This window comes from uncultured Phenylobacterium sp. (assembly GCF_902826855.1).
Lineage (GTDB): Bacteria > Pseudomonadota > Alphaproteobacteria > Caulobacterales > Caulobacteraceae > Phenylobacterium.
The window spans coordinates 1-24,419 of sequence record NZ_CADEGK010000049.1 but is presented as its reverse complement, the minus strand read 5'-3'; the positions used below and the strand labels follow the sequence as shown (position 1 = coordinate 24,419).

The window sequence follows — 24,419 nt, the reverse complement described above, 5'->3', positions numbered from 1 at the left end:
GTCCGCGCCCGGCGTTTGAGCGTTCGCAAGGCGTACGCGCAGCGGGAGGCCGAGACTGGCCGCCCGTCATGTCCCTACGCCAGGAGATTTCCCATGCTGCTGCCCATCAACGCCACCGTGGCGGTCGCCGACGGCGAGACGCTGGCCCTCTATCGCAACAGCGGCCACGAGGGGGCGGTGGCGCTGACCGCCCTGCCGGCGCCACAGCTGGCCGAGACGAGCGCCGGGTCGGGCGGACGGCACTATTCCAGCGCGGGGAATCCGGACGTCCACCACCAGGCCGAGGATGACTTCGCCGCCGGGGCGGCGGCCTGGCTGAACCGCCAGGTGCTGGACGGCAAGGTCGAGGCGCTGATGGTGATCGCCCCGCCCAAGACCCTGGGCGAGCTGCGCAAGCACTACCACAAGGCGCTGCAGGCGGTGCTGGTGGGGGAGCTGGCCAAGGAGATGGTCGGCCGTTCGGTCGAGGACATCGCCGCGGCGGTGGCGCACGCCTGAGCTGAGCTGCGCCTCAGGGGGGCGGCCGGGGGGCCTTCGGCTCGGGTCGCCCCGCGCCGGGGGCGCTCAGGCCGCGCGCTCGGACCCGGCCGGGGCCTCGCGCGCGGCGGCCTCGGCCTCGACGGCGCGCTCGTTCCAGAAGACGGCCTGGTCGATGAGGGCGCCGCGCTCGGCGTGATCCTCCACGGTCAACGCCTTGTCGAGCGCATCCGTACTCCGTTGCCGGAACTCTCCAGCAGCGATTTGCAACCGCATGATCTTGTTTTCCCCAGCCGTACTACCATGGCGGGAATATTTCGACTTTGCAAAGAGTAGATGGCCGGTCGGACCCCAAAATGGGTAACGACGCGGGACGGCCGCGCACGCGTAGGTGATTCGCCTGCCAGGCGAACAGCATGTGCGGGATGCATCCAGACGTGTAGCAGTGACGTTCTAGGTGCTCTGGGCCGTATGCTCAGGATCATGGCGCTGTTGTGGCGCCGAGGCGTGAGTGTGATGCTTCCCAGTTCTTCGCGGCCGCTAGAAGGGCAGCGTGTCCTGATCGTCGAGGACGATCCGCTGTTTGCGCTGGAGCTGACGGAAACCCTAGCCGAAGTCGGATGCACGATCGTCGACGTGGCGCCCGGTCTCGCCCGCGCCCTGGCCGCCGCCGAGTTTCACGAGCTGGACCTGGCCGTCGTCGACATCAACCTGGGCGATGACAAGTCGTTCCGGGTGGCCCACATGCTGATGGCGCGCGAGGTGCCGTTCGTGTTCGCCACGGGCAGCCGGCCGGAGGGCATCCCGCCGGAGTTCGCCAAGGTGCCCTCGCTCACCAAGCCGTTCTCGCCGGCCGCGCTGCGCCGGCTGCTGTCCAAGGTCTGCGCCGGCCGGGCCTAGGCCGCCGTCAGGGCCTGTCCTCCACCCGGCGGCGGAAGATCCAGGCGCCGCGGGAGCGCTCGATCTCGAACCAGGCGTGGTCGCCCTCGAACTCCGGGACCTCCCAGCCGTCGAAGAACTTCCAGGGGCGGCTGCGGCTGCCGGGACGGATGAAGAAGCGCTGCTGCTTGTGGGTCAGGCCGCCGATGACCTTCAGGCGTTCGATCTTGTAGGTGTGGATGTCGGGCATGCCCGGAACAAAGACAGAACTTATCGCCTCTGGCGAGTCTGATTTTTCGAACTTAGAGTAGGGTCAGTTCCGTAAGGGGGAGGTGCGCAGTGGTGTTGTTGAGCGTGATGGCGATGGCCGCGGCGGTGGCGCTTGGGGAGGCCAAGGCCGACCCGGCGGCTGAGGCCGCACCGGCCGCCGCAGTTGCGACGGCCGCGGAGAAACCCGCGAAGCCGAAGAAGATCTGCGTCGAGGAGACCCGGATGGGGTCGCACTTCCGGCAGCGGATCTGCGCCACCAAGGAAGAGTGGGACCAGCGGCGCCTGCGCGACGCCGAGGCCATGGCCCGCGACGGCAGCAACCGGGCGACCTGCAGCGGCAACACCTGCTGAGCCGGGCCGGGCCGCCTACCCCATCGCTCGCCTCGCGCTGGCCTCGACGGCGTCGCGGGGAATGAGGCGGATGGTGGAACTGGCCTTGGCCAGGACCTTGCCCTCCGCGTCGAGCAGTCGGCCCTCGGCGAAGCAGGTGGCGCGGCCCCGGCGCTCGATCCAGCCCTCGGCCACCACCAGGCCGGGGCGCGCGGGGGCGAAGTAGCTGACCTTCAGCTCCAGGGACATGGGCGTCATCTCGGGCATCAGCGAGATGGAGGCATGGGCCATGGCCGAGTCGATCCATCCGCAGACGAAGCCGCCCTGGGCGACGCCGCCGGAATGGCACATGTGGGGGCCGCACTCATACTCGATGACCGATCGGCCGGCTTCGTCAGTGATGACCCGGACCTGGCCAAGGGTGGCCTGCAGGGTGGGCGCGAGGGCGGCGGTCATGCGGTACGGCTCCGTTGGTCGGAGTCCCGCATAGACCGGAAAAGGTCCCGTCGAATAGAGCGGTCGCGGGCGCCCTATTGCGGACGCACCTCGCCCTGCGCCTTGCGGGTGATTTCCTCGCGCGCTTCCGGATGATCATAGTCCGCGCGGGTGGCGGCCTCGGTCAGGGGATCGTTGGCCCGGTTGCGGGCGCGGTTGCGGAGTATGGCCCAGACGATCCCGCCGGCCAGGACCAGGGCGCCGAGCCCATAGACGATTTCCCAGGAGATCATGTCGTCACCTTCCATTGCGGTGGGTGACTAGCGCGTGGGCGGGCCGGAGGTTGCGCCCTCCCCCGCGGTTGCCGAACCCGTCTGCATGCGGGTGGTTCCTACGGCCGAGGCGCGCTTACCCGCGCGCGCCATAGGGCGAAGCCCAGGAGCGCGGCGTTGCCGAAGATGATCAGGGCCGCATACGGGCCCGCCGTGGCAGGGGCCAGGCCGGTGATCTGGTGGAACGCCAGGATGTAGGCCACGTCGCCCAGCAGGCCCGGCAGCGCCATCACCACGGCAATGGTGACGGCGTCGGCGGCGTCGGCCTTGCGCCAGTCCATGGTGGCCTTGAGCAGGAAACAGACGCTGGCGGCAATCCCCAGGGCGGCGGCGGCCAGGACGATGGGCCCGTTCTCGAACAAGAGCGCGCCGGAGATGCGGAAGAGCACTGCACCGGAGAGCCAGACGCCGAAGCCGATCAGGGCGTATAGGGAGGTCTCGCGGGCGGTCATGGCGGCAAGCTTAGCCTTGTGCGCGACGCACTCAAACCGCGATGTGCGCCGCCGGGGCGCGCTATGCGGCGTGTTCGGCGCGGGTGGGGGTGACCTTGCCGTCGTCGAGGTCGTAGCGGGCGGCGACGATCCTCAGCTTGCCGGCCAGCACGCAGGCGCGCAGCGGCGGCGAGCCGGCGAAGATTTCGGCGGCGGCGTGGGCGGCGTTCAGGGAAACCGCCGCTTCGATCGGGTCGGGGGCATTGGCGGGGGTGGCCTTGACCGCCGGTGCGATGAGCCCGGCCAGCGCACCGATCTTCGACCCCGCGTCGGCCGGGTCCGGATGGCCCCCCAGGGCGTCGACGGTGGCCTTCACTGCGCCGCAGCGCTCATGGCCCAGGACCATGATCAGGCTGACACCCAGGTGCGTCACGGAATATTCGATGGAGGCCAGGATGGCGTCGTCGACGACGTTGCCGGCGACGCGGATGGTGAACAGCTCGCCCAGCCCCTGGTCGAAGACGATCTCGGGCGCCACGCGGCTGTCGGCGCAGGCCAGGACGGTGGCGAACGGGTGCTGGCCGGCGGCGACGGTCGTGCGGCGCCGTGCATCATAGTTCGTGTGCGTGGCCTTGCCGCCGACGTAACGGGCGTTGCCGGCCACCAGGCGCGCCATCGCCGCCTCCGGAGTGAGGCCGGCGCCGGCATGGGCGGCGGGCGCGGCGTGGGCCGCCTCCGCGGCGCGGCCTTTGGGCGCGAGAAGCAGCGCGCCCGTGGCGATCAGCAGGTTGCGGCGGGACAGGAATTCGGCGGGGTTCATGGGCTCTGGTCCGAAGGGCTCGAAGTCACGCTAGCGGCAATTGGTTACTGCAAGGCTTCGCGGCCGAGGGCAGGCTTCCGCACGGGCCTCGGCTGGCGCTTACATCTGCGCCGCCGGGTTGCTAGCCTGCGCCATCGAGGTGAGGAGAACGCCATGCCGAACCAAGTGATCGCCCGAGGCCTGAGCCACGTCGCGCTGGTCTGCTCGGACATGTACGAGACCGTGAAGTTCTGGGAGGAGCTGGGCATCCCCCTGGTCAAGATGGAGGAGCTGCCCGGCGGCGGGCAGCACAGCTTCCACGACATGGGCAACGGGGCGATGCTGTCCTACATGTCGTTCGACGGCGCGCCCCCGGCCCAGCCCGGCATCGCCTCACAACACCTGGACGTCCGCAAGGACGGCGCGAAGACGGCGATCGCCTCGATGAACCATGTGGCGATGGACCTGCCGGCGGACCGGTTCGACGATGTACTGGCCACGCTGAAGGAAAAGAGCATCGGCGTCGTGACCATCAACCATGGCAGCGACGCGCCGTTCGCCAAGACACCTGACGAGAAGACCTGGATCCGCTCCATGTACTTCCGCGACCCCGATGGGATCGCCTTCGAGTTCGCCAGCCTGATGCGCGAACTGGGCACCGAGGAAGACCTGGCGCCGCGAGCCAAGAACGCCAAGGGCGAGCGGCCCGACTACACACCGGTGCTGCTGCGGAAGAGACCCGCCCACGCGACCGAATAGGGCGCACGCCGAGCCTACTGCTGCGCCACCGCAGCCTGTTCGGCGGGCCAGTGGTCAAAGGCCATGAGCACCTGCTGGGCGGTGGCGTCGGCGATCAGGACGGCGTCCGGGCGGCGGAACTCCGCGCGCAGGGTGACGAGCTGGCGGGTTTGGGCGACCACCCGGGCCTCGATGACCAGCGGGTGGGCGCGGCCGACCCGCAGGAAGTTCACGTGCAGGTTCACCGTCCGGCAGAGTCGATCGTGCGGGATCACGCTGAGGGCAGCCAGGGCCAGGGCCTGATCGGCCAAGGCGGCCAGGTAGCCGCCGAAGAGGGAGCCGTCGGGGGTAGCCAGCTCGGGGGTCGGGTTCCAAGTCTTCCGCACCCACCCCTCGCCCCAGTCGTCGATGCCGCCGAGCCGGAGCGTGCGGACGACGGGGGGAAGGGTCGCCGTTCCGGCCTTCAGCTCGTCAAGACGTTCGGTACCCCAGGTCATTCACCCCTCCCAGAAAGTTGCGCCCTGGGAGGGTAGGGCCCGCGCCCAGCCTCTGTTACTCGACTTCCCTCGAAAGCGGATCAGAGGGGGTGTGGCGGTGGCCACCGTTGAAATCCTACGCAAAATGCCGCGGCAGCGCCGCGCCCGGGCCTCGATGGACTTCGTGCTGGAGGCGGCGGCTCAGGTTCTAGAGGCCACCGGCGAGGCCGGGTTCAACACCAACGCCGTGGCCGAGCGGGCGGGCGTGAGCATCGGCACGCTCTACCGCTATTTCCCGGACAAGACCGCGATCCTGCGGACGCTGGCGGCGCGCGAGACCGAGACCCACCGCCGTACGGTGAAGGCGCTGCTGCGCGATGGCCACCCGGGCGTGGCGCGCGACCGGGCGCTGATACGCGCATTCCTGCGCGCCTTCTCGGGGCGGAACCAAGCGCGGCGTATCGCCGTCTCCGCGATGCTGGCGCACGCCGATCACCAGGCGCTGGCGGCAAAGTTCGCGGCGATGGAGACCGGGATCACCGACGCCCAGGGCCGGCCGCTTACCCCCGTGCAGGCCTTCGTGCTCAGCCGCGCAGTGCACGGGGCCATGCGGACCGCCGTCCTGGAGGGCGCGGACTTCCTGCTGAGCCAGGAGTTCGAGGATGAGTTGGTGCGACTCGGCCGGGCGTACCTGGGCTATCCGACCTCGGGCCGGGTCGATGGCCGCGGATCGAGGTCCGCTGGCCGATCGTTGTCTTGAGCCCGGACAGGACGCAAGCCATGCAGCAACAGATCGCCGTCATCACGCTCGCCATCAGCGACCTAGCGCGCTCGAAGCGCTTCTACGCGGACGGCTTCGGCTGGGCGCCGGTGTTCGAGAACGACGAGATCGCCTTCTACCAGATGAACGGGTTCGTCCTGGGCACGTGGCTGCAGGCAGGCCTGGAGGCGGACATGCAACGCAGCGGCCTTTCCCATCCGGGGGCCTTCGCCCTCGCCCATAACGTGGCGACGCAGGGGGAGGTGCAGCCCCTGCTCGATCGCCTTGCCGGGGCCGGGGGCAAGATCCTGCGGATCGGGGACGCGCCGGCCCACGGCGGCTTCCGCGGCTATGTGGCCGATCCGGACGACCACGCGTGGGAGATCGCCTGGAACCCAAGTTGGGCGATCGACGGCGACGGACATGTGACGTTCGGCGTCTAGTCCGCTACGCGCGGAACCGATCAGCGCCGACTGCGGAGGTCGGCGCAGGCGGTGCAATCCCGTAGCTCGACACGCTCGTTCATCGATGGGAGGACGAGCAGGGGCTCGAGGTTGGAGATCGAATGTCGTTCATCAAGGCCCTCATTCGGGCGCCTCTCTGGTCCATAGCGCTGCCCGTCGTGGCGCTGCTGCTGCTGGCCTTCGTTCCAGCGGAAGGCGTCGGCGCCCTTGCCCTGTTCGCCGCGCTCGTCGGGGCCGTATTCGCGGCCGTGCACCACGCGGAAGTCGTCGCCCACAAGGTCGGCGAGCCCTTCGGCACCTTGGTGCTCGCCGCCTCCGTGACCGTGATCGAGTCGGCCCTGATCATCTCGATCATGCTCTCGGAACCGGGCGGCAATCCCACACTGGCCCGGGACACCCTGTTCGCCACGGTGATGATCGTGCTCCACGGGATCGTTGGCCTGTGCGTGATCGTGGGCGGGCTGCGGCACGGCGCGCAGGGCTTCCAGGCGCCTGGCGCAACCGCGTTCCTCTCCGTCCTGGCCACGACGGCGACCCTCACCCTGATCCTGCCGGTGTTCACGACCACCGCCCAGGGACCTGTCTTCACGGCGAGCCAACTGCTCTTCGTCTCCGCCGCGAGCCTCATCCTCTACGGGGTGTTCCTCTTCGTGCAGACCGTCGGCCACCGGGACTTCTTCCTGCCCGCCGCGACCCCGGAGAACGAAGAGCTGCACGCGGCGCCGCCGTCGAACCGGCTCACGGCCGTCTCGGGCCTCTTCCTGCTTGTCGGCCTCGGCGCCGTTGTCCTGCTGGCGAAATCCCTGTCCTATCCCATCGAAGCCGCGATCCGGGGCCTGGGCGTGGCGCACCCCGCGGCGCTCGTCGGCGCCATCGTGGCCACGCTCGTATTGCTCCCGGAGGGGATGGCCGCTGTGGCCGCGGCCCGGCGAAACCGCCTGCAGACCAGCTTGAACCTGGCGCTGGGCTCGGGGCTGGCATCGATCTCGCTGACCATCCCCGCGGTGGCCGCCGTCGCCGTCCTGCTTGGCGAGCCACTCGTCCTCGGGCTCGGACCCAAGGAGATGGTGATGCTCGCCCTGTCGTTCGTGGTGTCCGCCCTGACCCTCGCGGGCGGCCGCACGACCGTCCTGCACGGCGCCATCCACCTCGTGATCTTCGCGGTCTTCGCCTACCTGCTCGTCGTGCCCTAGGTCGCAGCGGTGGCGCCAACCCGCGCGCCTCTGCGTTAGCGTCAGGACGACCCCGTCCCCCGACGCCGCGGCCCACTTCGACACGCGCGTGCCGGCGCGTCTCGACCGGCTGCCCTGGAGCCGCTTCCACTGGCTGGTGGTGGCGGCGCTGGGGATCACCTGGATCCTCGACGGGCTGGAAGTGACCCTGGTGGGCGCCCTGTCGCCGGCCATCGCCGGACCGGATGGTTTGGGCCTCACCGCGACCCAGGTCGGCTTGAGCGGTAGCGCCTACATCCTGGGCGCTGTGCTGGGGGCGGTGCTGTTCGGGCGACTGACCGACCATTTCGGACGGCGCAAGCTGTTCACCTGGACGATCGGGATCTACCTGCTAGCGACGATCGCGACGGGGTTCTCCTGGGACTTCTGGTCGTTCCTGTTGTTCCGCTTCATCACCGGCGCCGGGATCGGCGGCGAGTACGGCGCGGTCAATTCCGCCATCCAGGAGCTGATCCCGGCGCGGCGGCGCGGCTATACCGACCTGGCCATCAACGGCAGCTTCTGGCTCGGGGCGGCGCTGGGCGCCATGGGCTCCCTGGTGGTGCTGAACCCGGCGGTGATCGATCAGACGCTGGGCTGGCGCGTCGCGTTCGTGATCGGCGGCCTCTTGGCCATCGTGATCATCTGGCTGCGGCGCTTCATCCCCGAGAGTCCGCGCTGGCTGATGACCCACGGACGCGTGGCGGAGGCGGAGGCCGTGGTCGCCGCGATCGAGGCCGACGTGGCCCGGCGCTCAGGCCAGCCCGTGCCGCCGCACCACGACCTGGGCGCCATCCGCCTGCGCCCCATGCGGACCAACTGGACCGATATCGCCCGCACCCTGTTCGTGGCCTATCCGCGGCGCACGGGCCTCTGCATCGTGCTGATGGCCACCCAGGCGTTCTGCTACAACGCGATCTTCTTCACCTATGCGATGATGCTGACGCGGTTCTATGCCATCGAGGCCGCCGCGATCGGGTGGTTCCTGCTCCCCTTCGCGGCCGGCAACTTCCTTGGGCCGCTGCTGCTGGGGCCACTGTTCGACAGCGTCGGCCGCCGCGCGATGATTGCGCTCACCTACGGCGTGGCGGGCGTGCTGCTCTGCCTGAGCGGCTGGGCGTTCGCACAAGGGTGGCTGACCGCCACGACGCAGACGGCGGCCTGGACGGTGATCTTCTTCTTCGCCTCGGCGGGCGCGAGCGCGGCCTACCTGACCATCGGCGAGAGCTTTCCGCTGGAGATCCGCGCCGTCAGCATCTCGTTATTCTACGCCTTCGGCACACTGGTGGGCGGGGTCGGCGGGCCGGCTCTGTTCGGAGCCCTGATCGACACCGGCGAGCCGCATCGGGTGATGTGGGGCTACCTGCTGGGCGGCGGGGTGATGGTGGTCGCCGCGGTGCTTGCGCGCCTGTACGGCCTGGCGGCCGAGCGGCGGCCGCTGGAGGACGTCGCGCCGCCCCTGTCGAAGCTCGACGACGCGCCGTAGCGGCCTCGCGCCGACGAAGGCGGACGTTGGGGCGCCGTTGACGCGCCATCGCGTCGCGTGCCCTGGTAAGGCGCCGCGTGCGGACGGAGCGTACCATGACCCTGGTCGTAGACTGCGATTCCCACATCATGGAGCCGGCGGATCTCTGGCAGGAGTACCTGGAGCCGCAGTTCCGCGACCGCGCCATCCGTATCGAGCGCCGCGACGGCGTCGAGAACCTGATCATCGGCGAGCAGGTGATCATGGCGGGCGGCCTGGCCGGCCTGGGCGGCGCGCACCTGGACCGCGCGGAGCTGTTCACGCCGCAGCTCAGCTATGCCGACGGTTGCGAGCCGGCGAGCTATGAGCCGGGCGCCCGGCTCAAGATGCTGGACGCCTGGGGCGTGGACGTGGGCGTGCTGTTCCCGACCATCGGCATCCTGCCCTTCCCCACCGAGGACGTGGCGCTCGCGTCGGCCTATTGCCGCGCCTACAACCGTTGGCAGGCGGACTTCCTCGCCGCGGCTCCGGGCCGCGTGGCGCCGATCGCGACGGTCAACTGGCGCGACGTCGAGGGCGCCGCGGCCGAACTCGAAACCTGCCTGAAGATGGGCTTCAAGGGCGTGTTCGTGCCGCCCGAGATCATCGACGGCCGCCGTCCCAGCGATCCGCACTTCGACCCGATCTGGCGCCTCTGCGAGGACGCCGGCGTGCCGGGCTGCCTGCACGTGATCGTCCGCTTCTCCGGCGGCGGGGGTCCCTTCGGGGCCTGGCACGAGACCAAGCCCGGGATGCTGTTCGGCTTCAGCCTGGGCGCGACGGGCCAGCTGATTCCCGCCCTCGGCGCCATGGTGACCGACATGCTGTTCGAGCGGTTCCCGCGGCTGAAAATGGTCAGCGTCGAGGCGGGTTGTGGGTACGCCGCCTACCTGATGGATCGCCTGGACGAGAAGCAGGACATCCTAGGCCGCCTGCTGCCCCAGCCGATGAAGCTGAAGCCCAGCGACTACATCCGACGCAACTGCTGGTTCGTCGCCGAGCCGCACGAACGCACCATCGGCGCGATGCTGGAGCTGGTCGGCGAAGACAAGATCCTGTGGGGCAGCGACTATCCGCACATCGACAGCACCCTGGAGGCGCCGACCCTGATCCGAGAGTCCATCGCCGGCTTGAGCCCACAGCGGCAGGCCGCCGTGCTGGGCGAGAACGCGCGGGCGCTGTTCGGGCTGTAGGCTATACTGCTTGCAAATTAGGATCAGTTAGCCTAACCCGCCGGCGATGTTCCCCGCGGCCGGAGGCGCTCGATGTCGCTCACGCTCTATGCACACCCTTTCTCCTCCTACTGCCAGAAGGTGCTGATCGCGCTCTGGGAGAACGGGACAGCGTTCACCTACCGACATCTGGAGGACCCGGGCGCGGGCGAGGAACTGGCGGCGCTCTGGCCGATCGGGCGGTTTCCGGTGCTGGTGGACAAAGGTCGCGCGGTCACCGAGTCCAGCATCATCATCGAGCACCTGCAGCTGCATCATGGCGGACCGGTGCGGTTGCTGCCCGAGGACCCCGGCGCCGCGCTGGAGGTGCGCCTCATGGACCGCGTCTTCGACAACTACATCATGTCGGCGATGCAGAAGCCGGTGTTCGAGGCGTTGCGGGCCGAGGGCGGCCGCCGGGAGGAGGCCATGGCGGAAGCGGCGGCGGCGCTGGACACCGCCTATGGGTGGCTGGAGGGACGCCTCGCCGGGCGGACGTGGGCGGCGGGAGAGGACTTCACCCTGGCCGACTGCGCCGCAGCGCCATCCCTGTTCTACGCCGACTGGGTGCGGCAGATCGGGGCCGCGTTCCCGACGGTGCGGGCGTATCGCACCCGCCTGTTGGCGCGGCCGTCCTTCGCACGCGCCGTGGAGGAGGCGCGGCCCTACCGGCCCAACTTCCCGCTCGGCGCGCCGGACCGGGACTGAATTTTCATCAATTGTAGTTGATGCATCAATCTAGATTGATGTATAAGCGCAGCTATGCCGCTGCTCGATGCCGATCTCCCGCCGCCTGAATTCCTCCAGCTCGCAGGCCACCCGCTGCGTTGGCGGCTGCTGGGGGAACTTGGCCGGAGCGACCGCACGGTGCACGAGCTGACCGGGCTGGTGGGCGAGGCCCAGAACCTGGTCTCCTACCACCTGGGCAAACTCCGCGGCGGCCGCCTTGTGTCGGCGCGGCGCAGCTCGGCCGATGGCCGGGACACCTACTACGGCCTGGACCTGCTGCGGGTCGGAGCTCTGTTGTCGGCGACCGGCCGGGCCCTGCACCCCGGCCTCCGTCTGCAGGCCCCCGAACGTGACGATAGCCGGATAGGAGCGCCGGTCAGCGTGCTGTTCCTGTGCACCGGGAACAGCGCCCGCTCACAGATGGCCGAGGCGCTGATCAGGCGCCGGTCGGGCGGGCGCGTCGCGACGGTGAGCGCCGGGAGCCATCCCAAGGCCCTGCACCCCAACGCGGTGCGGGTGATGCGCGAGGCGTATGGGCTCGACATCAGCGGCCAGGCTTCCAAGCACCTGGACGTGTTCGCCGACGAGACGTTCGACTGGGTGATCAGCCTGTGCGACCGGGTTCGCGAGGCGTGTCCGGAGTTCCCCGGCGACCCCCGCGTCATCCACTGGAGCCTCGCGAACCCGGCGACCGGCGAACCCGACGAGGCCACCTATCCGCTGTTCGTGGAGACAGCGACCGAGCTTTCGACCCGCATCGACTACCTGCTCGCCGCACTGGCCGAGCAGGGATCCGCGTCCTGATCGGCAAGGAGACCCCCATGCCCGAGGCCCACGAAATGGTCAGCGTCCGCTACATGGTCGACGATGTCGAAGCGGCGCTCGACTTCTATACGTCGTTCCTCGGCTTCGAGGTGCTGACGAGCTTTCCGCCCGCCTTCGCCGACGTGGCCCGCGGCCATCTGCGGCTGCTGCTGAGCGGGCCCGCCAGTTCGGCTGGGCGGCCGATGCCCGACGGCGCCAAGCCCGGGCCCGGCGGCTGGAACCGCATCCACCTGATCGTGGACGACATCGAGGCCGAGGTCGCGCGCCTCAAAGCCGCCGGCGCGGGGTTCCGCAACGAGATCCTGTCGGGGCCGGGCGGCAAGCAGGTCCTGCTGCAGGATCCGTCCGGCAACGTCGTCGAACTCTTCCAGCCCGCGCGCTGACCGCGCCAACCCAGGAGCCGCCATGAACAAGACGCGCGCGTTCGCCTTCGCACTGACTTTGCTTCTCGCCGCCCAAGGCGCGGCGGCGCAGAGCGTCAGCCCCACTGCTCTGGGGCTGGTGAGGGTTCGCTACATCGTCGAGGACGTGCCGGCGACGGTGGCGTTCTACACGAGCAAGCTCGGCTTCAAGCTCGACATGCAGGCAGGGCCCTACTTCGCCGCGCTGTCGCGGGACGGCGTCCAGCTCCTGCTCAGTCCGACGAAGGGGCCTGGCGGGGCCTCGCGGCCGATGCCGAATGGGGACAAGCCGGTCCCCGGGGGCTGGAACCGCCTGGTGATCTACACCTCAGACCTGCCCGGCGAGGTCGAGCGACTCCGCAGGGCGGGCGTCCGCTTCCGCAATGACATCGTGGTCGGGCTGGGCGGCAACGAGATCCTGCTCGACGACCCTTCCGGGAACGCGGTCGAGCTGTTCCAACCGACCAACTGAGGCCGCGAAGCTAGGCGGCGACCTCCAGCGGCGCGCGGATCTGCTTCATCTTCCAGTTCGTGAAGGCGTGCAGCTGGCGCATGTGCTCCAGCCGCACGTAGTCGCGGCCGGTGGGCGTCATTTTGTCGAACCAGTCGTCCTCGCCCATCATCTCGCCCAGGCGCGGCGGGTTGCGGGCGAACATCTGCACGTCGGGGCGCTTCTGCTCGACGCTGCGCAGGATGCCGCGGTTGAAGTGCGGATGCAGGGTGACCCGCTCGCCCGGCTCGGTGCGGTGGCCCTGCCAGTGCCAGACGCCCTGGGTGAAGAACACCACCGAGCCCTTGGGCATCTCCACCGGGACCCCGGCGTCCAGGCCCTCGCCGTTGCGCGGCGCGCGGCGCATGCGGTGGCTGCCTGGCACGATCCAGGTGGGGCCCGAGGCCTCGGTCCAGTCCTCCAGCGCCCAGACCGACACCCCGCTCATGGCGAAGTCAGGATACGGCTCCGGCACATCGGTGTAGTCGGTGTGGATGTCGATCAGGCCGGCGCCCGGCCCGCGGATGATCGCCGCGTTCGAGGCCAGCTGCGCGCCGCGGCCCAGCGAGGCGTCGATCAGGGTCATGGCCATGGGGTTCAGCGTGATCCGCTCGAACGGCCGGCCCTGGTAGAGCATCCAGTTCATCGACACGCCCTGCTGCGGCTGGACGGCGCCCTTGATGGCGGCGCGCACCTCGTCGGCGAACTCGTCGGAGATCGCGCGCTCGATGACGGTGAAGCCCTGCTCCTCCATCTCGCGGATCTTACCGGTCAGGCCCATGCGGCGCGCCCGGTGCTCCAGATCCGGGTTCTCCACCGTGCGCCGGGCCATGTGGTCGTGGAACAGACCCACAAGCGTGCGGGCCTGGTCGTCCGCCAGCTGGCCGCGCGGGCGGAAGGCGTCGGCGCCGAACATCTGCCGGGCCTCGCGCCACATGGCCTCGGGGCCGCCGGGGACCAGGACGCCGACGAACTGGGCCAGCGCCAGGGCCGCCTGGTACTCGCATTCCAGCACCACGTCGGCGGCCGGGTCGAAGGTGCGCGAGATCGCAACATCCTGTCCGTCGAACCGCAGCGACCAGGCCGCCGCGTCGCCCGGGAACTTCAGGTGCGCCGGCGCGTCGGTGAACCGCTCGCTGAGCGAGAACGGCCGGCCGCCCAGCGCCTGGCGGCGCATCGGCAGGGCCTCGCGGAAGAACTTCGCGGCCTCATCGAGCCAGCGGTCCGACAGCAACTCCACATGATGCGGCAGGGTGATCAGGTCCATCGCCGGCGCTTGCGGTCGGTCGGCCATAGCGTCCTCCACGCCCGCGCGCTCGCCCTCGGCGGTGGCGGACTTCATTATTTAGAGTGCACTATAAGTTTGTGGGTAGGTCAAGCCTCGGGCGCTGGAGTTCCACGCCGAGCGGGCAGCGCCGGGGGAGAGGAGCCCATAGGCCACCGCTAGCGCGGGCGCGATTGCCTACGCCCGTTCGGTCGCCCGCGCCCTGATCGCCGCGACGCGGTCGATGGCGTCCTCGGCTTCGCGGATGAGCCTGGCGACGATCTCGCCGGCCGGCAGCACGTCCTTCACGCCGCCGGCCGACTGGCCCATGGCGAAGCAGGAAGAGTCGATGTCGAGGCCTTCGATCTGGCCGCCGATGCCGCCCATCACGCCGGCGCGGCTCGACAGCTGGGCCTGTTGCGGGAAGGGCTGGATGTCCTGCGGACGGGCTTCCCAGTCGGCCACGTAGGGGTTCTTCTTCACCCGCATCGGCTTGCCGGAATAGCTCTTGGTGCGGACGGTGTCCTCGTCGGTCGCCTCGACGATCACGTCGCGGTACATGTGGCCGGCGTGGGCCTCTTGGCTCGCGATGAAGCGGGTACCCATCCAGACGCCGACGGCGCCCAGGCTGAGCGCGGCCGCCAGACCCCGGCCGTCATAGAGGCCACCGGCCGCCACCACCGGGATCTTCACCTGCTCCACCGCCTGGGCCACCAGCGGCATGGTGCCGACCAGGCCGGTGTGGCCGCCACCCTCGCCGCCCTGGCAGATCACCGCGTCGCAGCCGGCCTGTTCGGCCTTCACCGCGTGCTTCACGGCGCCGCAGACCACCATGACCTTCAGGCCGCCCTTCTTCAGCCGCTCCATGATCGGCATGGGGATGCCGAGGCCGGCCACGAAGGAGGAGGCGCCCTCCTCGATGATGGTTTCCACCGCCGCGGTCAGGCTCTCAGGGCTGGCGGCCAAGAGGTCGACGCCGAACGGCTTGTCGGTGAGCTTCTTCACCGCCCGCATCTGCTCGCGAATGAAGTCCGGATCGCGCCCGGCCATGCCGAGCACGCCGTAGCCGCCGGCGTTGGACACGGCCGCCACCAGCTCGGCGTAGGAGACCCCGCCCATGCCGGCCAGCATGATCGGATGCTTCACGCCCAATAGGTCACAGAGCTTGGTGTGCAGGGTCATGGCGGCCTCCCGGTGTTTGCCGGGAGGATGGCGCCGCACGCACGCCATGGAAACAGTGACGCGAGGGCATGCGAATGGCGCCGCTCCGGTCCTGTGCCGGACTGCGAGGCCACGCGTGGCGTCAGGTCGCCGTCCAGGCCCCGTCGACCGACAGCGCCGCGCCGGTGGCCGCCGAGCCCACGTCGGAGACCAGGTAGAGCAGCATCCCGGCCAGGTTCTGGTACTCGACGAAGGTCTTGTTGGGCTGGGCGGCGAGGATCACGTCCTCGACCACGCGTTCCGGCGAGATGCCGCGCGCCTTGGCCTGGTCGCCGATCTGCATCTCGATCAGCGGGGTCTTCACATAGCCCGGACAGATGGCGTTGACGGTGATGCCGGTGCGGGCCAGCTCCACGGCGCAGGACTTGGTGAAGCCCACCACGCCGAACTTGGCCGCGCAGTAGGGGCTCTTGAACGCCGAGGCGACCAGGCCGTGGGCCGAGGCGATGTTGACGATCCGGCCGCGCCCCTGGGCCTTCATGATCGGCACCGCGTGCTTGGTGGCGTGGAAGGTGGACGACAGGATCACCGCGATCAGAGCGTCCCACTTCTCGTCCGGGAACTCGTCGACCGGGGCCACGTGCTGGATGCCGGCGTTGTTCACCAGGATGTCCAGGCGGCCCAGTTCCTTGTGCGCAAAGCCGATGAGGTCGGCGATCTCCGCCGGCTTGGTCATGTCGGCGTCGTGGTAGAGCACGCGGGCGTTGGCGGCGGCCTTGGCCTGGATGGCCGCGCGGTCGGCCTCGATCTTGGCGGGGTCGCCGAAGCCGTTCAGCACGACACTGACGCCCTGTTCGGCGAGCGCCGTCGCCAGCGCCTGGCCGATGCCGGAGGTGGAGCCGGTGATGACGGCCACATGGCCCTCGAGGTGGTAGTCCACGGCCATGGTCAGGCGTCCTTCTTGGCAGGCGTGCTGCGGGTCTGGGCGACCGGAGGTGGCTGCGGCCGCAGGAAGGTGAACTCCTCGTCGGAGGAGAGGTGGGGCTGGAAGCGGTAGCCGTCGCGATCGAACGCCTTCAAGTCGGCGGCGCGGTCGATGCGGTTGTCGATGACGTAGCGGGCCATGGCGCCACGCGCCCGCTTGGCGAAGAAGGAGATGATCCGGGCCTCGCCGTCCTTCTCCTCCAGGAACCGGCAGGCGATCACCGGGGCTTTCAGGGCCGCCCGGTCGACCGCGCCGAAATACTCGCCGCTGGCGCAGTTGACGACGGTCTTGTCCTTGTGGCCCTCGGCGGCGCGATCCAGCGCCTGCGACACCCGTGGGCCCCAGAAGTCGTACAGGCTCTGCCCTCGGCGGGTCTTCAGCCGCGTCCCCATCTCCAGGCGGTAGGGCTGGATCGCGTCGAGCGGGCGCAGCACGCCATAGAGGCCGGAGAGGATGCGGACGTGGTCCTGGGCCCAGGCCAGAGCCTTCTTGTCCAGTTCGCGCGCCTTCAGGCCCGTGTAGACGTCGCCGTTGAAGGCGAAAGCCGCCTGCAGGCCGTCGTCGCTGGCCGCGTCGAAGGCCTGGAACCGCTCGCGGTTCAGCTTGGCCAGGGTGTCGGAGAGCGCCATCAGCCGTTTCAGGTCCCGCGCCGTCAGCCGCCGGGTGGTCTTGGCGAGCTCAGCGGTCTGGTCGGCCAGCTCCGGTGTGGTCAGCGCGGTCTGCACGGGCGCCCCGGTGAAGTCGAGCGCCTTGGCCGGGGAGAGCACGATGAGCATGCGCCGACCTTTGCCGCGACTTTTCCCCGGCGCCAAGGCCGCTGCGCCGCTAAGCGCCCTTGGCGATCCCTTCGAGGTAGGCGTCGGAGAAGTCGACCTCGAACTGCACCCACAGGGGCAGGTGGTCGGAAATCTGCCAGGTCCGCCACTTCCGATAGTGGGCAAGCCGCTTCTCGTCCGTGCTCAGGTCGAGGGGCGCGCCGGATTCGCTCTTCTGCGGCAGGCCAGCCTTGTAGCGGACGAAGTCCTCGTCGCGGAATACCGCCAGCCGATAGTCGAAGACGCCGGCCGAGAGGGCGATGAGTTCGTCCTTCTTCCCCTGGAAGGCGATCTGGTCGTAGCTGCGGTCGCCGGCCATGTTGCTGCCCTGCAGTTCGTCGGGCACGAAGAAGCCGGCGTCGGCCAACGCCTTGAAGGTGGCGTCCTCGCGGTCGATGACGTTGAAGTCCCCGAGGAAGATGTAGTTCTCGCCCTCCTCCTTCGCCCGCTTGGCAAGGATGCCGGCGATGGTGGCGATCTCGTTGACGCGCCGGGCGTACTCCGGCGAGGTCCGGCTGTCCTTGCCGTAGTAGATGTGCGCCGTGCAGATGGTGAACTTGAACCATCCGGCCTGGAAGCTCGCCACGAGCGGGGTGCGCGCGATCTGGCGGGTTTCGCCCTGTCGGGTGGCCGGCAGGACCAGCTCGCCGACCACATTGCGGAACTGGACTTTCCGGGTGTCGTAGATGAACGCCAGCCGCTCGTTGTTGCCGCTCGTCCCCATGGTTACGTCGGTCGCCATGAACTCGTAGCTGGGGCCCATCAGCTTCACGACGTCCTTCAACGGCTTCAGCTTGTCGTTGATTTCCTGGACGGCGCAGATGTCGAAGCGCGCCAGCACCTCTGCGATGTAGTGCAGGGACTCGCGGCGGCGGGGCCCCTGGCCGAACTTGTTGTCGTCGAAATCGCGGATGTTCCAGGTGCCGAGGACCAGGGTCCTGCGAAGCTCCCGCTCGGGAATCCGGGCCTCCAGCACCTGGCGCAGATCCAGGAGCCGGCTGGCGATGTACTCCCGCTCACCGGGCGGGTAGGTCGCCTCGTCGTGCTTGATATCCTGATAGAACGGCATCGGTCGCCCCCCGTCGGAGGGTCAGAACAGCACCCTCGGGTTCATGATCCTCTTCGGGTCCAAGCTTTGCCTCACGGCCTGCATGGCTGCAACTTCCACGTTTGATTTGTAACGTCTCGCCTCTTCCGTCTTCATCGCGCCCAGGCCGTGCTCTGCGCTGATCGAGCCGCCCATGGACGCCACGATGTCGTGCACGATCCGCGAACCCCGGTCGCGGCGCGCGGCATGCTCGGCGTCCGATCCGCCGTCGGGGCGCAGCACGTCGTAGTGGATGTTGCCGTCGCCCACGTGGCCGAAGGCGGCGATGCGTGCGCCCGGCGCGAAGGCGGCCATGGCGGCGGTGGCCTCCGCCAGGAAGGCGGGCACGCGGCTGACCGGGACGGCGACGTCATGCTTCCAGGTCGCGCCCTCCGGCTTCTGGGCCGGCGATTGGTTCTCGCGGATGGCCCAGAGCGCCTTGGCCTGGGCATCGGTCTGGGCGACCACGGCGTCGGCCACCAGGCCGGCCTCCAGGCCCGCGGCAAGGAAACGCTCCATGGCCGACTCTGCCGACCCCGGCTCGCCCGATGCGAACTCGGCCAGGATGTACCAGGCGTGCGGCTGGCCCAGCGGGTCGCGCGTGCCGGCGATGTTGCGCAGGGCGAAGTCGACGCCCAGGCGGCCCATGAGTTCGAAGGCTTCCACCGCGCCACCGGTCTCGTCCTTGGCGCGGCTGAGCAGCTCGAGCGCGGCCTCCGGCGTCGCGACGCCGATCATCGCCACCGCGCGCGACGCCATGACCGGGACCAGTTTCAACGCCGCGGCTGTGACCACCCCCAGCGTACCCTCCGCGCCGATCAGGAGCTGTTTCAGGTCGTAGCCGGTATTGTCCTTGCGCAGGCGCTTCAGGCCGTTCCAGACCTCGCCGTTCGGCAGCACCGCCTCCAGGCCGAGCACCAGGTTGCGGGCCATGCCGTAGCGCAGGACCTGCGTCCCACCGGCGTTTGTGGAGACCACACCCCCCACCGTCGCAGAGCCTTCGGAAGCCAGGCCGAGCGGGAACCGCCGCCGTACCCCGGCCGCCGCCGCATGCACCGCCGACAGTGTCACACCGGCCTCGGCCACCAACGCGTCGTCGTAGGCGTCCACCTCGCGGATCGCCCGCAGGCGTTCGGTCGAGAGCAGTATCTCGCCCTGCGGGATCTGGCCGCCGACCAGGCCGGTGTTGCCGCCCTGGGTGGTGATCGGCTGTCCGGCCTCGGCGCAGACACCGACCACCGCGGCCACCTGGGCCGTCGTGTTCGGCAGAGCCAGGAACGGCGTGGCGCCCACCCAGCGGTCGCGCCATTCCACCAGCTTGGGCGCTATCCGGTCCGGATCCTCGCTCCAGCCGCCCGCGCCCAGCACCGCCTTGAGGCGCGAAATCACGTCGGCGGGGACGGCGGCGTTCATGGGGGCCGAACCTACGCTTCCGCCCCGCGGTCCGCCAGCCTGCGAGGCGCCCGGCGCGGGGCGGACGAACGGCCGCTGCCCTCCCCGTGGGCTTCGCGAAGGTCAGTCCACGTCGAACTTGTCCCGGCGGCGGCGGCCGAACAGCATGCGGCTTTCCAGCCGCCCGCGCAGGCCCGCGTAGTAGGCGTTGAGGAAGGTGCGGTCGGGGATGTCCGCCGCGCCGTCCCAGCCGATCTTGGCGCGGATGCGGCTGGCCACCTCGGCGATGGCCTTGCGCTCGCCGCCGCGCAGCACCTCCTCCAGCACGTGCAGCTCCTTGATGCCGTAGACGTCCAGCTGGGCGTGGCTGAAGCTGACCCCCTGGGCGGCCGCGCGCTCGGTGTCGGCCAGATCCGGCTGCAGCAGCTTCCTGGGCGACTTCACCACGATGGTCCCGGCCGCCAGGTCGCCCAGGCGGCGGCGGTCGCGGTTGAACAGCGGGAAGAGCACAAAGGTGCCCGTCCAGATCGCCCCGAGGGTGACCAGCACCGCGTCCACGCCGTCGCCACGGGCCAGGAAGAAGGTCAGCGGCAGCACCACCTCCACCTCGCGCATGGCGTTGCGGGCGAAAACCGCGTCGGCCGTCAGCCGCCCGCCGTCGGCGGCGACCACCCGCAGGCCCATCACCCGCTTTCCCGGCGTGGCCGCGCGCGGCTGGATCTCGAAGATCAGGAAATAGAAGTTGCGGATCACGAAGACCCCCAGCAGCCACACCACGCCGAGCGCCTCGGTGACCCAGCTGGCCTTGGTGGCCCAGGCGACGATCAGCGCCAGGATGCTGAAGGCGACCAGCGCGCCCAGCAGGATCAGGAAATCCAGCAGCAGCGCCACGAACCGCTCGACGTAGGCGCCGACCTTGAGGCGAAGGTCGACGCCCTCCGGCGTCACCAGCTCGCGCCAGCCGTCACTTGGGGCGGCAGGCTTGCCGCGGGGCCTCAGGCCCTTCAGTCGGCCAGTGGCGCCTTCGCTGCTCATCGCGTGACGGGCCTGGGCCAATAGAAGTAGGCCAGCCAACCGGCCAGCATCGCCGCGGCCACCGCGTAGCGGGCAAGGTCGTTCTGGATCAGCTGGCGGCCGTAGCCTTCCAAGAGCCCCGCGGCGAACAGCATCACCACGACACCGGCCATCGCCGTCGCTCCGCGGCGCCCCGCGTCGCCGGCGGCGTCCACCCGCATGCGATCGCCCGGGAAGGCCACCGCCCAGCCGATGTGGAAGCCGGCGGCCGAGGCCAGGATGATGGCGAACAGTTCGGTCGTGCCATGGATCGACAGCCAGCCCGCCGCCTCGAAGCCAAGGCCGCGGGACACGAAGAGCGCCATGAAGGCGCCCAGCGCACCGAAATTCATCGCCACCAGCGCCGCGGTGGGCAGGCAGAACATGAAGCCGAGCGCGAAGGCGAAGATCGCGATCTGGGCGTTGTGGGTGAACAGGAAGCTGGCGAGGCCGGTGAGCCCTTCGATCGCCGAGTCCGGCTTGCCGTAGAGCGTTTCGCGCAGATAGGCCGTCGTGGCCGTGGGGTCACGGCCGCTGGCCATGCCCGGATCCATGAAGCTGTGGAACCAGTCGGGATCGCGACGGACGAGCACATAGCCCACCACCGTCGACACCACCGCCAGCACCGTCGCCACGACCGTCTCCCGCCACAGCGCCTGCACCGCCTGCGGCCAGTCCTGGCGGAAGAACTTCGCCAGCCGCTCGGGGAGCCGCGCGCGGGCGCCGTAGACGAAGAAGTAGGACCGCGTGCAGAGGGTCTCCAGATAGTCGGTCAGGCTCTGATCCAAGGAGATCGAGCGGGCCACCGAGAGCGACGACAAGGCCTGGCGGTAGAGCAGCGGGATCTCCAGGATCTCGTCGCTCCGCAGCTTCGCAGGTCCACCCTTCTCCGCCTTCGCCAGGAGGGTCTCCAGCCTGCGCCAGTCGGCCTCGCGCTCGGCCCGGAACCGCCAGCTCTTCAGATGCAGCTCGGCCATCAGAGCATCCCGCGACGCTTCACGTCGAGGTAGCCGTTGAGCAGCGCCGTCGACAGGGTGTCGGCCGGGGCGTCGACGATCTGGGCGCCCAGCCGGCGCAGCCGGGCGGTCACGGCCTCGCGCTGCTTCAGCAGGCGTTCGGCGATCACCGCGCGGGAGACGTCGTCGGGCTCGACCGGCTGCTTGGTGGTGAGCGCCTCGAGCTCCTCATCGCGGAACACCACGAACAGCACCACGTGGGTGCGCATCAGCCGCGCCACGTTCTCGATCATCAGTTCGGCCGAGGTGGTGTCGGCGAAATCGGTGAAGACCACCACCAGGGCGCGCCGGTCCAGCCGCCCGGCCAGCGCCGTCAGGCCCAGGGTGAAGTTGGTCTCCTCCGTGGAATAGTCGATCGCGGTGGCCAGCTTCTGCAGCAGCGGAAAGGCGACCGGGCCCGAGGCAAGCCCACTGGCCAGCCGCGGCTTGGAATCGAAGGCGAAGAGGCCGACCCGGTCGCCCATACGCAGGCTGACGAACGCCAAGAGCAGGGCCGCGTTGATGGCCCGGTCGATGCGCGGCAGGCCGGCGGCCGGGGCGCTCATCAGTCGGCCGCTGTCGATCGCCAGCAGGACATGGTGGTTGCGCTCGGTGCGGTACTCGCGGCCGACCAGGCGTGAGTGCTTGGCCGAGGTCTTCCAGTCGATGTCGCCCAGGTCCATGCCGGTCTGGAATTCCTTCAGGGCGTGGAAGTCCGTGCCCTCGCCGCGGTCGAGCAACGGCTTGGCGCCCAGCGGCGCGTCACGCGCGAAGAGGCGCAGCGCCTGCTCCTTCACGCCGGCCACGTCGGGGGTGACCATCACCGGCCGCTCGGGCGGGCCCCGGCGCTGCAACCACATGAGGCCGAGCGGTCCGCGCCATCGCGCCCAGACGCCTTCGATCCGCCCCTCGCCCCGGCGAACCGGCGACAGGGTCAGCTCGGCTTCGGCGCGGAGGCCATGCATGCGAACCGTCTGACGATCGGGCTGGGCGCTGAGACGCGGGTTGAGGCCGATCGCGAACTCGATCTGGCGGGGCCCGGCCCCCTCGAAGGCCGCGGTCAGTCGCGCGCGCTCCGGACGGCCCATGCCGATGACGCCGGGCGCGATCGCGGCCAGGGTCAGTCGGCGCGGCGAGGGGGCCAGCAGCGCGTCGGCCAGCATCAGCCCCAAGGTGAGCACGATCCACGCCGCGGCGGCCGTCCACAGCGAGGGCGCGGCCACGGCCACGACCAGCGCCGGCAGGGCGCCGGCGGCCATCAGCGCGATCGCGCGGCGGGTGGGGTAGAGGACCAGCTGGCTAACGCGGCGCGGCGGCCAGGTCGACCAGCCCCTGGATGATCTGGTCGGGGCGGCGGCCGTCGATCTCGGCGGCTGGCGACAGGATCACCCGGTGGCGCAGCGCCGGAAGGGCCAGCGCCTTGACGTCGTCGGGGATCACATAGTCGCGTCCGTCCAGCGCCGCGCGCGAGCGGGCCGACAGCGCCAACTGGGCGGCGCTGCGCGGCGAGGCGCCGCTGGCCAGGTCCGGGGTCTCGCGGGTGGAGCGCACCAGATCCAACACGTAGCCCACAACCTCGTCGGTCAGGCGGATGGCGGCGACGGCCTTGTGCGCTTCCCCCAGTTGCCTGGCGGTCACCACCCGCTTCACGCCGCGCTCGGCGGGGTCAGCGTGGCCGGACTGCATGCCGTATTCGGCGACGATGGTCCGCTCCTCCTCCCGGCTGGGATAGCCCAGGGTCTGCTTGAACAGGAACCGGTCCAGCTGGGCCTCCGGCAGCGGGTAGGTGCCCTGCTGCTCCAGCGGGTTCTGGGTGGCGACCACCATGAAGCTGTCGGAGAGCTGGCGGGTCTTGCCGTCGATGGTCACCCGCCGCTCCTGCATCGCCTCGAGGAGCGCGGCCTGGGTCTTGGGCGGCGTGCGATTGATCTCGTCGGCCAGCAGCAGTTCGCAGAACAGCGGCCCCTCGGTCAGCGAGAAGGTGGAGGTCTGGAAGTTGAACACGTTGGACCCGATGATGTCCGCCGGCATCAGGTCCGGGGTGAACTGGATGCGCCCGAAGTCGAGGCCCAGGGTGCGGGCGAACGACTGCGCCAGGTAGGTCTTGGCCACCCCCGGCGGGCCTTCCAGCAGCACGTGGCCGCGGGCGAAGAGCGCCGTCAGCAGGAGGTCGATGGTCTCCTGCTGGCCCACGATGGCCTTGCCGATCTCGGCCCTGACCTGATCGGCCAGCGCCTTCACCTCAGCGACGTTCACGCATCATCTCCCCTCGCCAGTCATACAGTTTCCGCGCCATCGCCAGGAGGTCGTCGCGGGTCTTCGTCGTCTGCGCCTCGGCCGCCAGTTCACGCGGCGGCGTCGCCCCGCGCCGCGCGGCCAGGTCATCGAGCCAGCCGTCCTGCTGCGCGTGGCCGCCAGCCCCGCGCGCCACCAGCGCCTGGATCAGGGCCGCATAGGCCGGGGCCAATTCATGCTCCTTGCGCGCCATGCGCACCAGGTCGGCGGAGTTGTCCACCAGCGCCCGCGCGCCAAGTGCGAACGCCCGCTTGCGGCGCCGCGGCTGGCCGAAGCGGGCGAGCGCGTGAAAGCCCATCAGGACCGCCGCGGCCACCGCGCACAGGGTGGCGGCCAGATAGGGCGGCTCCAGCATCATCCGGCCGAACCCGCGACCGCGCTCGAAGCCGTTGAGCGTGACGTCGAACTGGATCGGCCGGTCGCCGCCGCGCGCCGCCTCGAGGATCGTCCACCCCAGCCGCGCGGTGTCGCGGTCGCCCAGCCCCTGGTTGTTCAGCAGGTCCGGCTCGGCCAGCACCCAGATGCTGGGAGTCTTGGTGGACTGGACCAGCACAGCCTGGCCGCGCTCGTCCACGAGCAGCGGCGTCCAGCCCTGGCCGGAGATCGTCCG

At 69.9% G+C, this 24,419-nt stretch carries 30 protein-coding genes and 1 pseudogene; 13 read left to right on the top strand and 18 right to left on the bottom strand.

Features of this window, described 5'->3' with window-relative positions:
* Positions 1-93: 93 nt before the first annotated feature.
* Positions 94-498: a host attachment protein gene (locus tag QZV94_RS09145; protein WP_293677509.1), complete on the top strand. Its 405-nt coding sequence runs from the start codon at positions 94-96 to the stop codon at positions 496-498.
* A 66-nt stretch (positions 499-564) separates the two neighbouring features.
* Here the strand turns inward: QZV94_RS09145 and QZV94_RS09140 are convergent, their stop codons facing one another.
* Positions 565-753: a hypothetical protein gene (locus tag QZV94_RS09140; RefSeq protein ID WP_293677508.1), complete on the bottom strand. Its 189-nt coding sequence runs from the start codon at positions 751-753 to the stop codon at positions 565-567.
* Positions 754-993: 240 nt separating this feature from the next.
* On the opposite strand from QZV94_RS09140, the gene QZV94_RS09135 reads away from it, so the two are divergent.
* Positions 994-1,377 carry a response regulator gene (locus QZV94_RS09135; RefSeq protein WP_293677507.1) on the top strand — a complete coding sequence of 128 codons (384 nt, stop codon included), beginning with the start codon at positions 994-996 and terminating at the stop codon, positions 1,375-1,377.
* A 7-nt stretch (positions 1,378-1,384) separates the two neighbouring features.
* On the opposite strand, the gene QZV94_RS09130 is transcribed toward QZV94_RS09135, so the two are convergent.
* The gene (locus QZV94_RS09130; protein ID WP_293677506.1) at positions 1,385-1,606 is read right to left on the bottom strand and encodes a hypothetical protein; all 222 of its coding nucleotides are present in this window, start codon (positions 1,604-1,606) and stop codon (positions 1,385-1,387) included.
* A gap of 89 nt (positions 1,607-1,695) precedes the next feature.
* On the opposite strand from QZV94_RS09130, the gene QZV94_RS09125 reads away from it, so the two are divergent.
* A complete protein-coding gene (locus tag QZV94_RS09125; RefSeq protein ID WP_293677505.1) occupies positions 1,696-1,977 on the top strand; it encodes a hypothetical protein in 282 nt (93 codons plus the stop codon).
* Between the two features lie 15 nt (positions 1,978-1,992).
* Here QZV94_RS09125 and QZV94_RS09120 read toward each other — a convergent pair whose 3' ends face one another.
* From QZV94_RS09120 to QZV94_RS09105, 4 genes are all read right to left on the bottom strand, one after another.
* On the bottom strand, positions 1,993-2,412 hold the full coding sequence (locus tag QZV94_RS09120; protein ID WP_293677504.1) for a PaaI family thioesterase: 420 nt from the start codon (positions 2,410-2,412) through the stop codon (positions 1,993-1,995).
* 74 nt (positions 2,413-2,486) lie between these two features.
* Positions 2,487-2,684 (bottom strand): hypothetical protein, encoded by a 198-nt coding sequence (locus tag QZV94_RS09115; protein WP_293677503.1) that lies wholly within the window; start codon positions 2,682-2,684, stop codon positions 2,487-2,489.
* A gap of 98 nt (positions 2,685-2,782) precedes the next feature.
* Positions 2,783-3,175, bottom strand: a complete 393-nt coding sequence (locus QZV94_RS09110) for a DUF5367 family protein (protein ID WP_293677502.1) — start codon at positions 3,173-3,175, stop codon at positions 2,783-2,785.
* 61 nt (positions 3,176-3,236) lie between these two features.
* Positions 3,237-3,974, bottom strand: coding sequence for a carbonic anhydrase (locus tag QZV94_RS09105; RefSeq protein ID WP_293677501.1), 738 nt, complete (start codon positions 3,972-3,974; stop codon positions 3,237-3,239).
* A gap of 153 nt (positions 3,975-4,127) precedes the next feature.
* On the opposite strand from QZV94_RS09105, the gene QZV94_RS09100 reads away from it, so the two are divergent.
* Positions 4,128-4,712, top strand: a complete 585-nt coding sequence (locus QZV94_RS09100; RefSeq protein WP_293677500.1) for a VOC family protein — start codon at positions 4,128-4,130, stop codon at positions 4,710-4,712.
* Between the two features lie 14 nt (positions 4,713-4,726).
* On the opposite strand, the gene QZV94_RS09095 is transcribed toward QZV94_RS09100, so the two are convergent.
* Entirely contained in the window at positions 4,727-5,188 is a 462-nt protein-coding gene (locus tag QZV94_RS09095; protein ID WP_293677499.1) for a PaaI family thioesterase, read from the bottom strand.
* A gap of 124 nt (positions 5,189-5,312) precedes the next feature.
* Here QZV94_RS09095 and QZV94_RS09090 point away from each other — a divergent pair, with 124 nt between their 5' ends.
* The 9 genes from QZV94_RS09090 to QZV94_RS09050 all read left to right on the top strand — a co-directional run bounded on the left by QZV94_RS09090 (position 5,313) and on the right by QZV94_RS09050 (position 12,744).
* A complete protein-coding gene (locus tag QZV94_RS09090) occupies positions 5,313-5,927 on the top strand; it encodes a TetR/AcrR family transcriptional regulator (RefSeq protein WP_293677498.1) in 615 nt (204 codons plus the stop codon).
* A gap of 20 nt (positions 5,928-5,947) precedes the next feature.
* Positions 5,948-6,370, top strand: coding sequence for a VOC family protein (locus QZV94_RS09085; RefSeq protein ID WP_293677497.1), 423 nt, complete (start codon positions 5,948-5,950; stop codon positions 6,368-6,370).
* A 122-nt stretch (positions 6,371-6,492) separates the two neighbouring features.
* Positions 6,493-7,584: an ionic transporter y4hA gene (locus tag QZV94_RS09080; protein ID WP_293677496.1), complete on the top strand. Its 1,092-nt coding sequence runs from the start codon at positions 6,493-6,495 to the stop codon at positions 7,582-7,584.
* 88 nt (positions 7,585-7,672) lie between these two features.
* Positions 7,673-9,088 (top strand): MFS transporter, encoded by a 1,416-nt coding sequence (locus QZV94_RS09075; RefSeq protein WP_293677495.1) that lies wholly within the window; start codon positions 7,673-7,675, stop codon positions 9,086-9,088.
* A gap of 95 nt (positions 9,089-9,183) precedes the next feature.
* The gene (locus QZV94_RS09070; protein WP_293677494.1) at positions 9,184-10,299 is read left to right on the top strand and encodes an amidohydrolase family protein; all 1,116 of its coding nucleotides are present in this window, start codon (positions 9,184-9,186) and stop codon (positions 10,297-10,299) included.
* Positions 10,300-10,371: 72 nt separating this feature from the next.
* The gene (locus QZV94_RS09065) at positions 10,372-11,025 is read left to right on the top strand and encodes a glutathione S-transferase family protein (protein WP_293677493.1); all 654 of its coding nucleotides are present in this window, start codon (positions 10,372-10,374) and stop codon (positions 11,023-11,025) included.
* Between the two features lie 54 nt (positions 11,026-11,079).
* Positions 11,080-11,850 (top strand): hypothetical protein, encoded by a 771-nt coding sequence (locus tag QZV94_RS09060; RefSeq protein ID WP_293677492.1) that lies wholly within the window; start codon positions 11,080-11,082, stop codon positions 11,848-11,850.
* Positions 11,851-11,867: 17 nt separating this feature from the next.
* The gene (locus QZV94_RS09055) at positions 11,868-12,254 is read left to right on the top strand and encodes a VOC family protein (RefSeq protein ID WP_293677491.1); all 387 of its coding nucleotides are present in this window, start codon (positions 11,868-11,870) and stop codon (positions 12,252-12,254) included.
* Positions 12,255-12,276: 22 nt separating this feature from the next.
* On the top strand, positions 12,277-12,744 hold the full coding sequence (locus QZV94_RS09050) for a VOC family protein (RefSeq protein WP_293677490.1): 468 nt from the start codon (positions 12,277-12,279) through the stop codon (positions 12,742-12,744).
* Positions 12,745-12,754: 10 nt separating this feature from the next.
* On the opposite strand, the gene QZV94_RS09045 is transcribed toward QZV94_RS09050, so the two are convergent.
* The 11 genes and pseudogenes from QZV94_RS09045 to QZV94_RS08995 all read right to left on the bottom strand — a co-directional run.
* Entirely contained in the window at positions 12,755-14,104 is a 1,350-nt protein-coding gene (locus QZV94_RS09045; protein ID WP_293677489.1) for a phytanoyl-CoA dioxygenase family protein, read from the bottom strand.
* Positions 14,105-14,224: 120 nt separating this feature from the next.
* Positions 14,225-15,208, bottom strand: a complete 984-nt coding sequence (locus tag QZV94_RS09040; RefSeq protein ID WP_293677488.1) for a nitronate monooxygenase family protein — start codon at positions 15,206-15,208, stop codon at positions 14,225-14,227.
* Between the two features lie 121 nt (positions 15,209-15,329).
* Complete coding sequence (locus QZV94_RS09035) at positions 15,330-16,133, bottom strand: 3-hydroxybutyrate dehydrogenase (RefSeq protein WP_293677487.1); 804 nt, start codon at positions 16,131-16,133, stop codon at positions 15,330-15,332.
* Between the two features lie 2 nt (positions 16,134-16,135).
* On the bottom strand, positions 16,136-16,948 hold the full coding sequence (gene yaaA / locus QZV94_RS09030; RefSeq protein ID WP_293677486.1) for a peroxide stress protein YaaA: 813 nt from the start codon (positions 16,946-16,948) through the stop codon (positions 16,136-16,138).
* A 49-nt stretch (positions 16,949-16,997) separates the two neighbouring features.
* The gene (locus tag QZV94_RS09025; RefSeq protein ID WP_293677485.1) at positions 16,998-18,056 is read right to left on the bottom strand and encodes an endonuclease/exonuclease/phosphatase family protein; all 1,059 of its coding nucleotides are present in this window, start codon (positions 18,054-18,056) and stop codon (positions 16,998-17,000) included.
* 21 nt (positions 18,057-18,077) lie between these two features.
* Positions 18,078-19,487 carry an FAD-binding oxidoreductase gene (locus QZV94_RS09020; RefSeq protein WP_293677484.1) on the bottom strand — a complete coding sequence of 470 codons (1,410 nt, stop codon included), beginning with the start codon at positions 19,485-19,487 and terminating at the stop codon, positions 18,078-18,080.
* Between the two features lie 102 nt (positions 19,488-19,589).
* Positions 19,590-20,501, bottom strand: a complete 912-nt coding sequence (locus QZV94_RS09015; RefSeq protein WP_293677483.1) for an RDD family protein — start codon at positions 20,499-20,501, stop codon at positions 19,590-19,592.
* The gene (locus QZV94_RS09010; protein WP_293677482.1) at positions 20,498-21,496 is read right to left on the bottom strand and encodes a stage II sporulation protein M; all 999 of its coding nucleotides are present in this window, start codon (positions 21,494-21,496) and stop codon (positions 20,498-20,500) included. The genes QZV94_RS09015 and QZV94_RS09010 overlap by 4 nt, the downstream gene beginning before the upstream one ends.
* Complete coding sequence (locus QZV94_RS09005) at positions 21,496-22,773, bottom strand: DUF58 domain-containing protein (protein WP_293677481.1); 1,278 nt, start codon at positions 22,771-22,773, stop codon at positions 21,496-21,498. The genes QZV94_RS09010 and QZV94_RS09005 overlap by 1 nt, the downstream gene beginning before the upstream one ends.
* 40 nt (positions 22,774-22,813) lie before the next feature.
* Positions 22,814-23,770, bottom strand: a complete 957-nt coding sequence (locus tag QZV94_RS09000; RefSeq protein ID WP_293677480.1) for a MoxR family ATPase — start codon at positions 23,768-23,770, stop codon at positions 22,814-22,816.
* Positions 23,757-24,419, bottom strand: a pseudogene (locus tag QZV94_RS08995) (hypothetical protein); the annotation flags it as partial. The pseudogene QZV94_RS08995 and the gene QZV94_RS09000, both read right to left, overlap by 14 nt.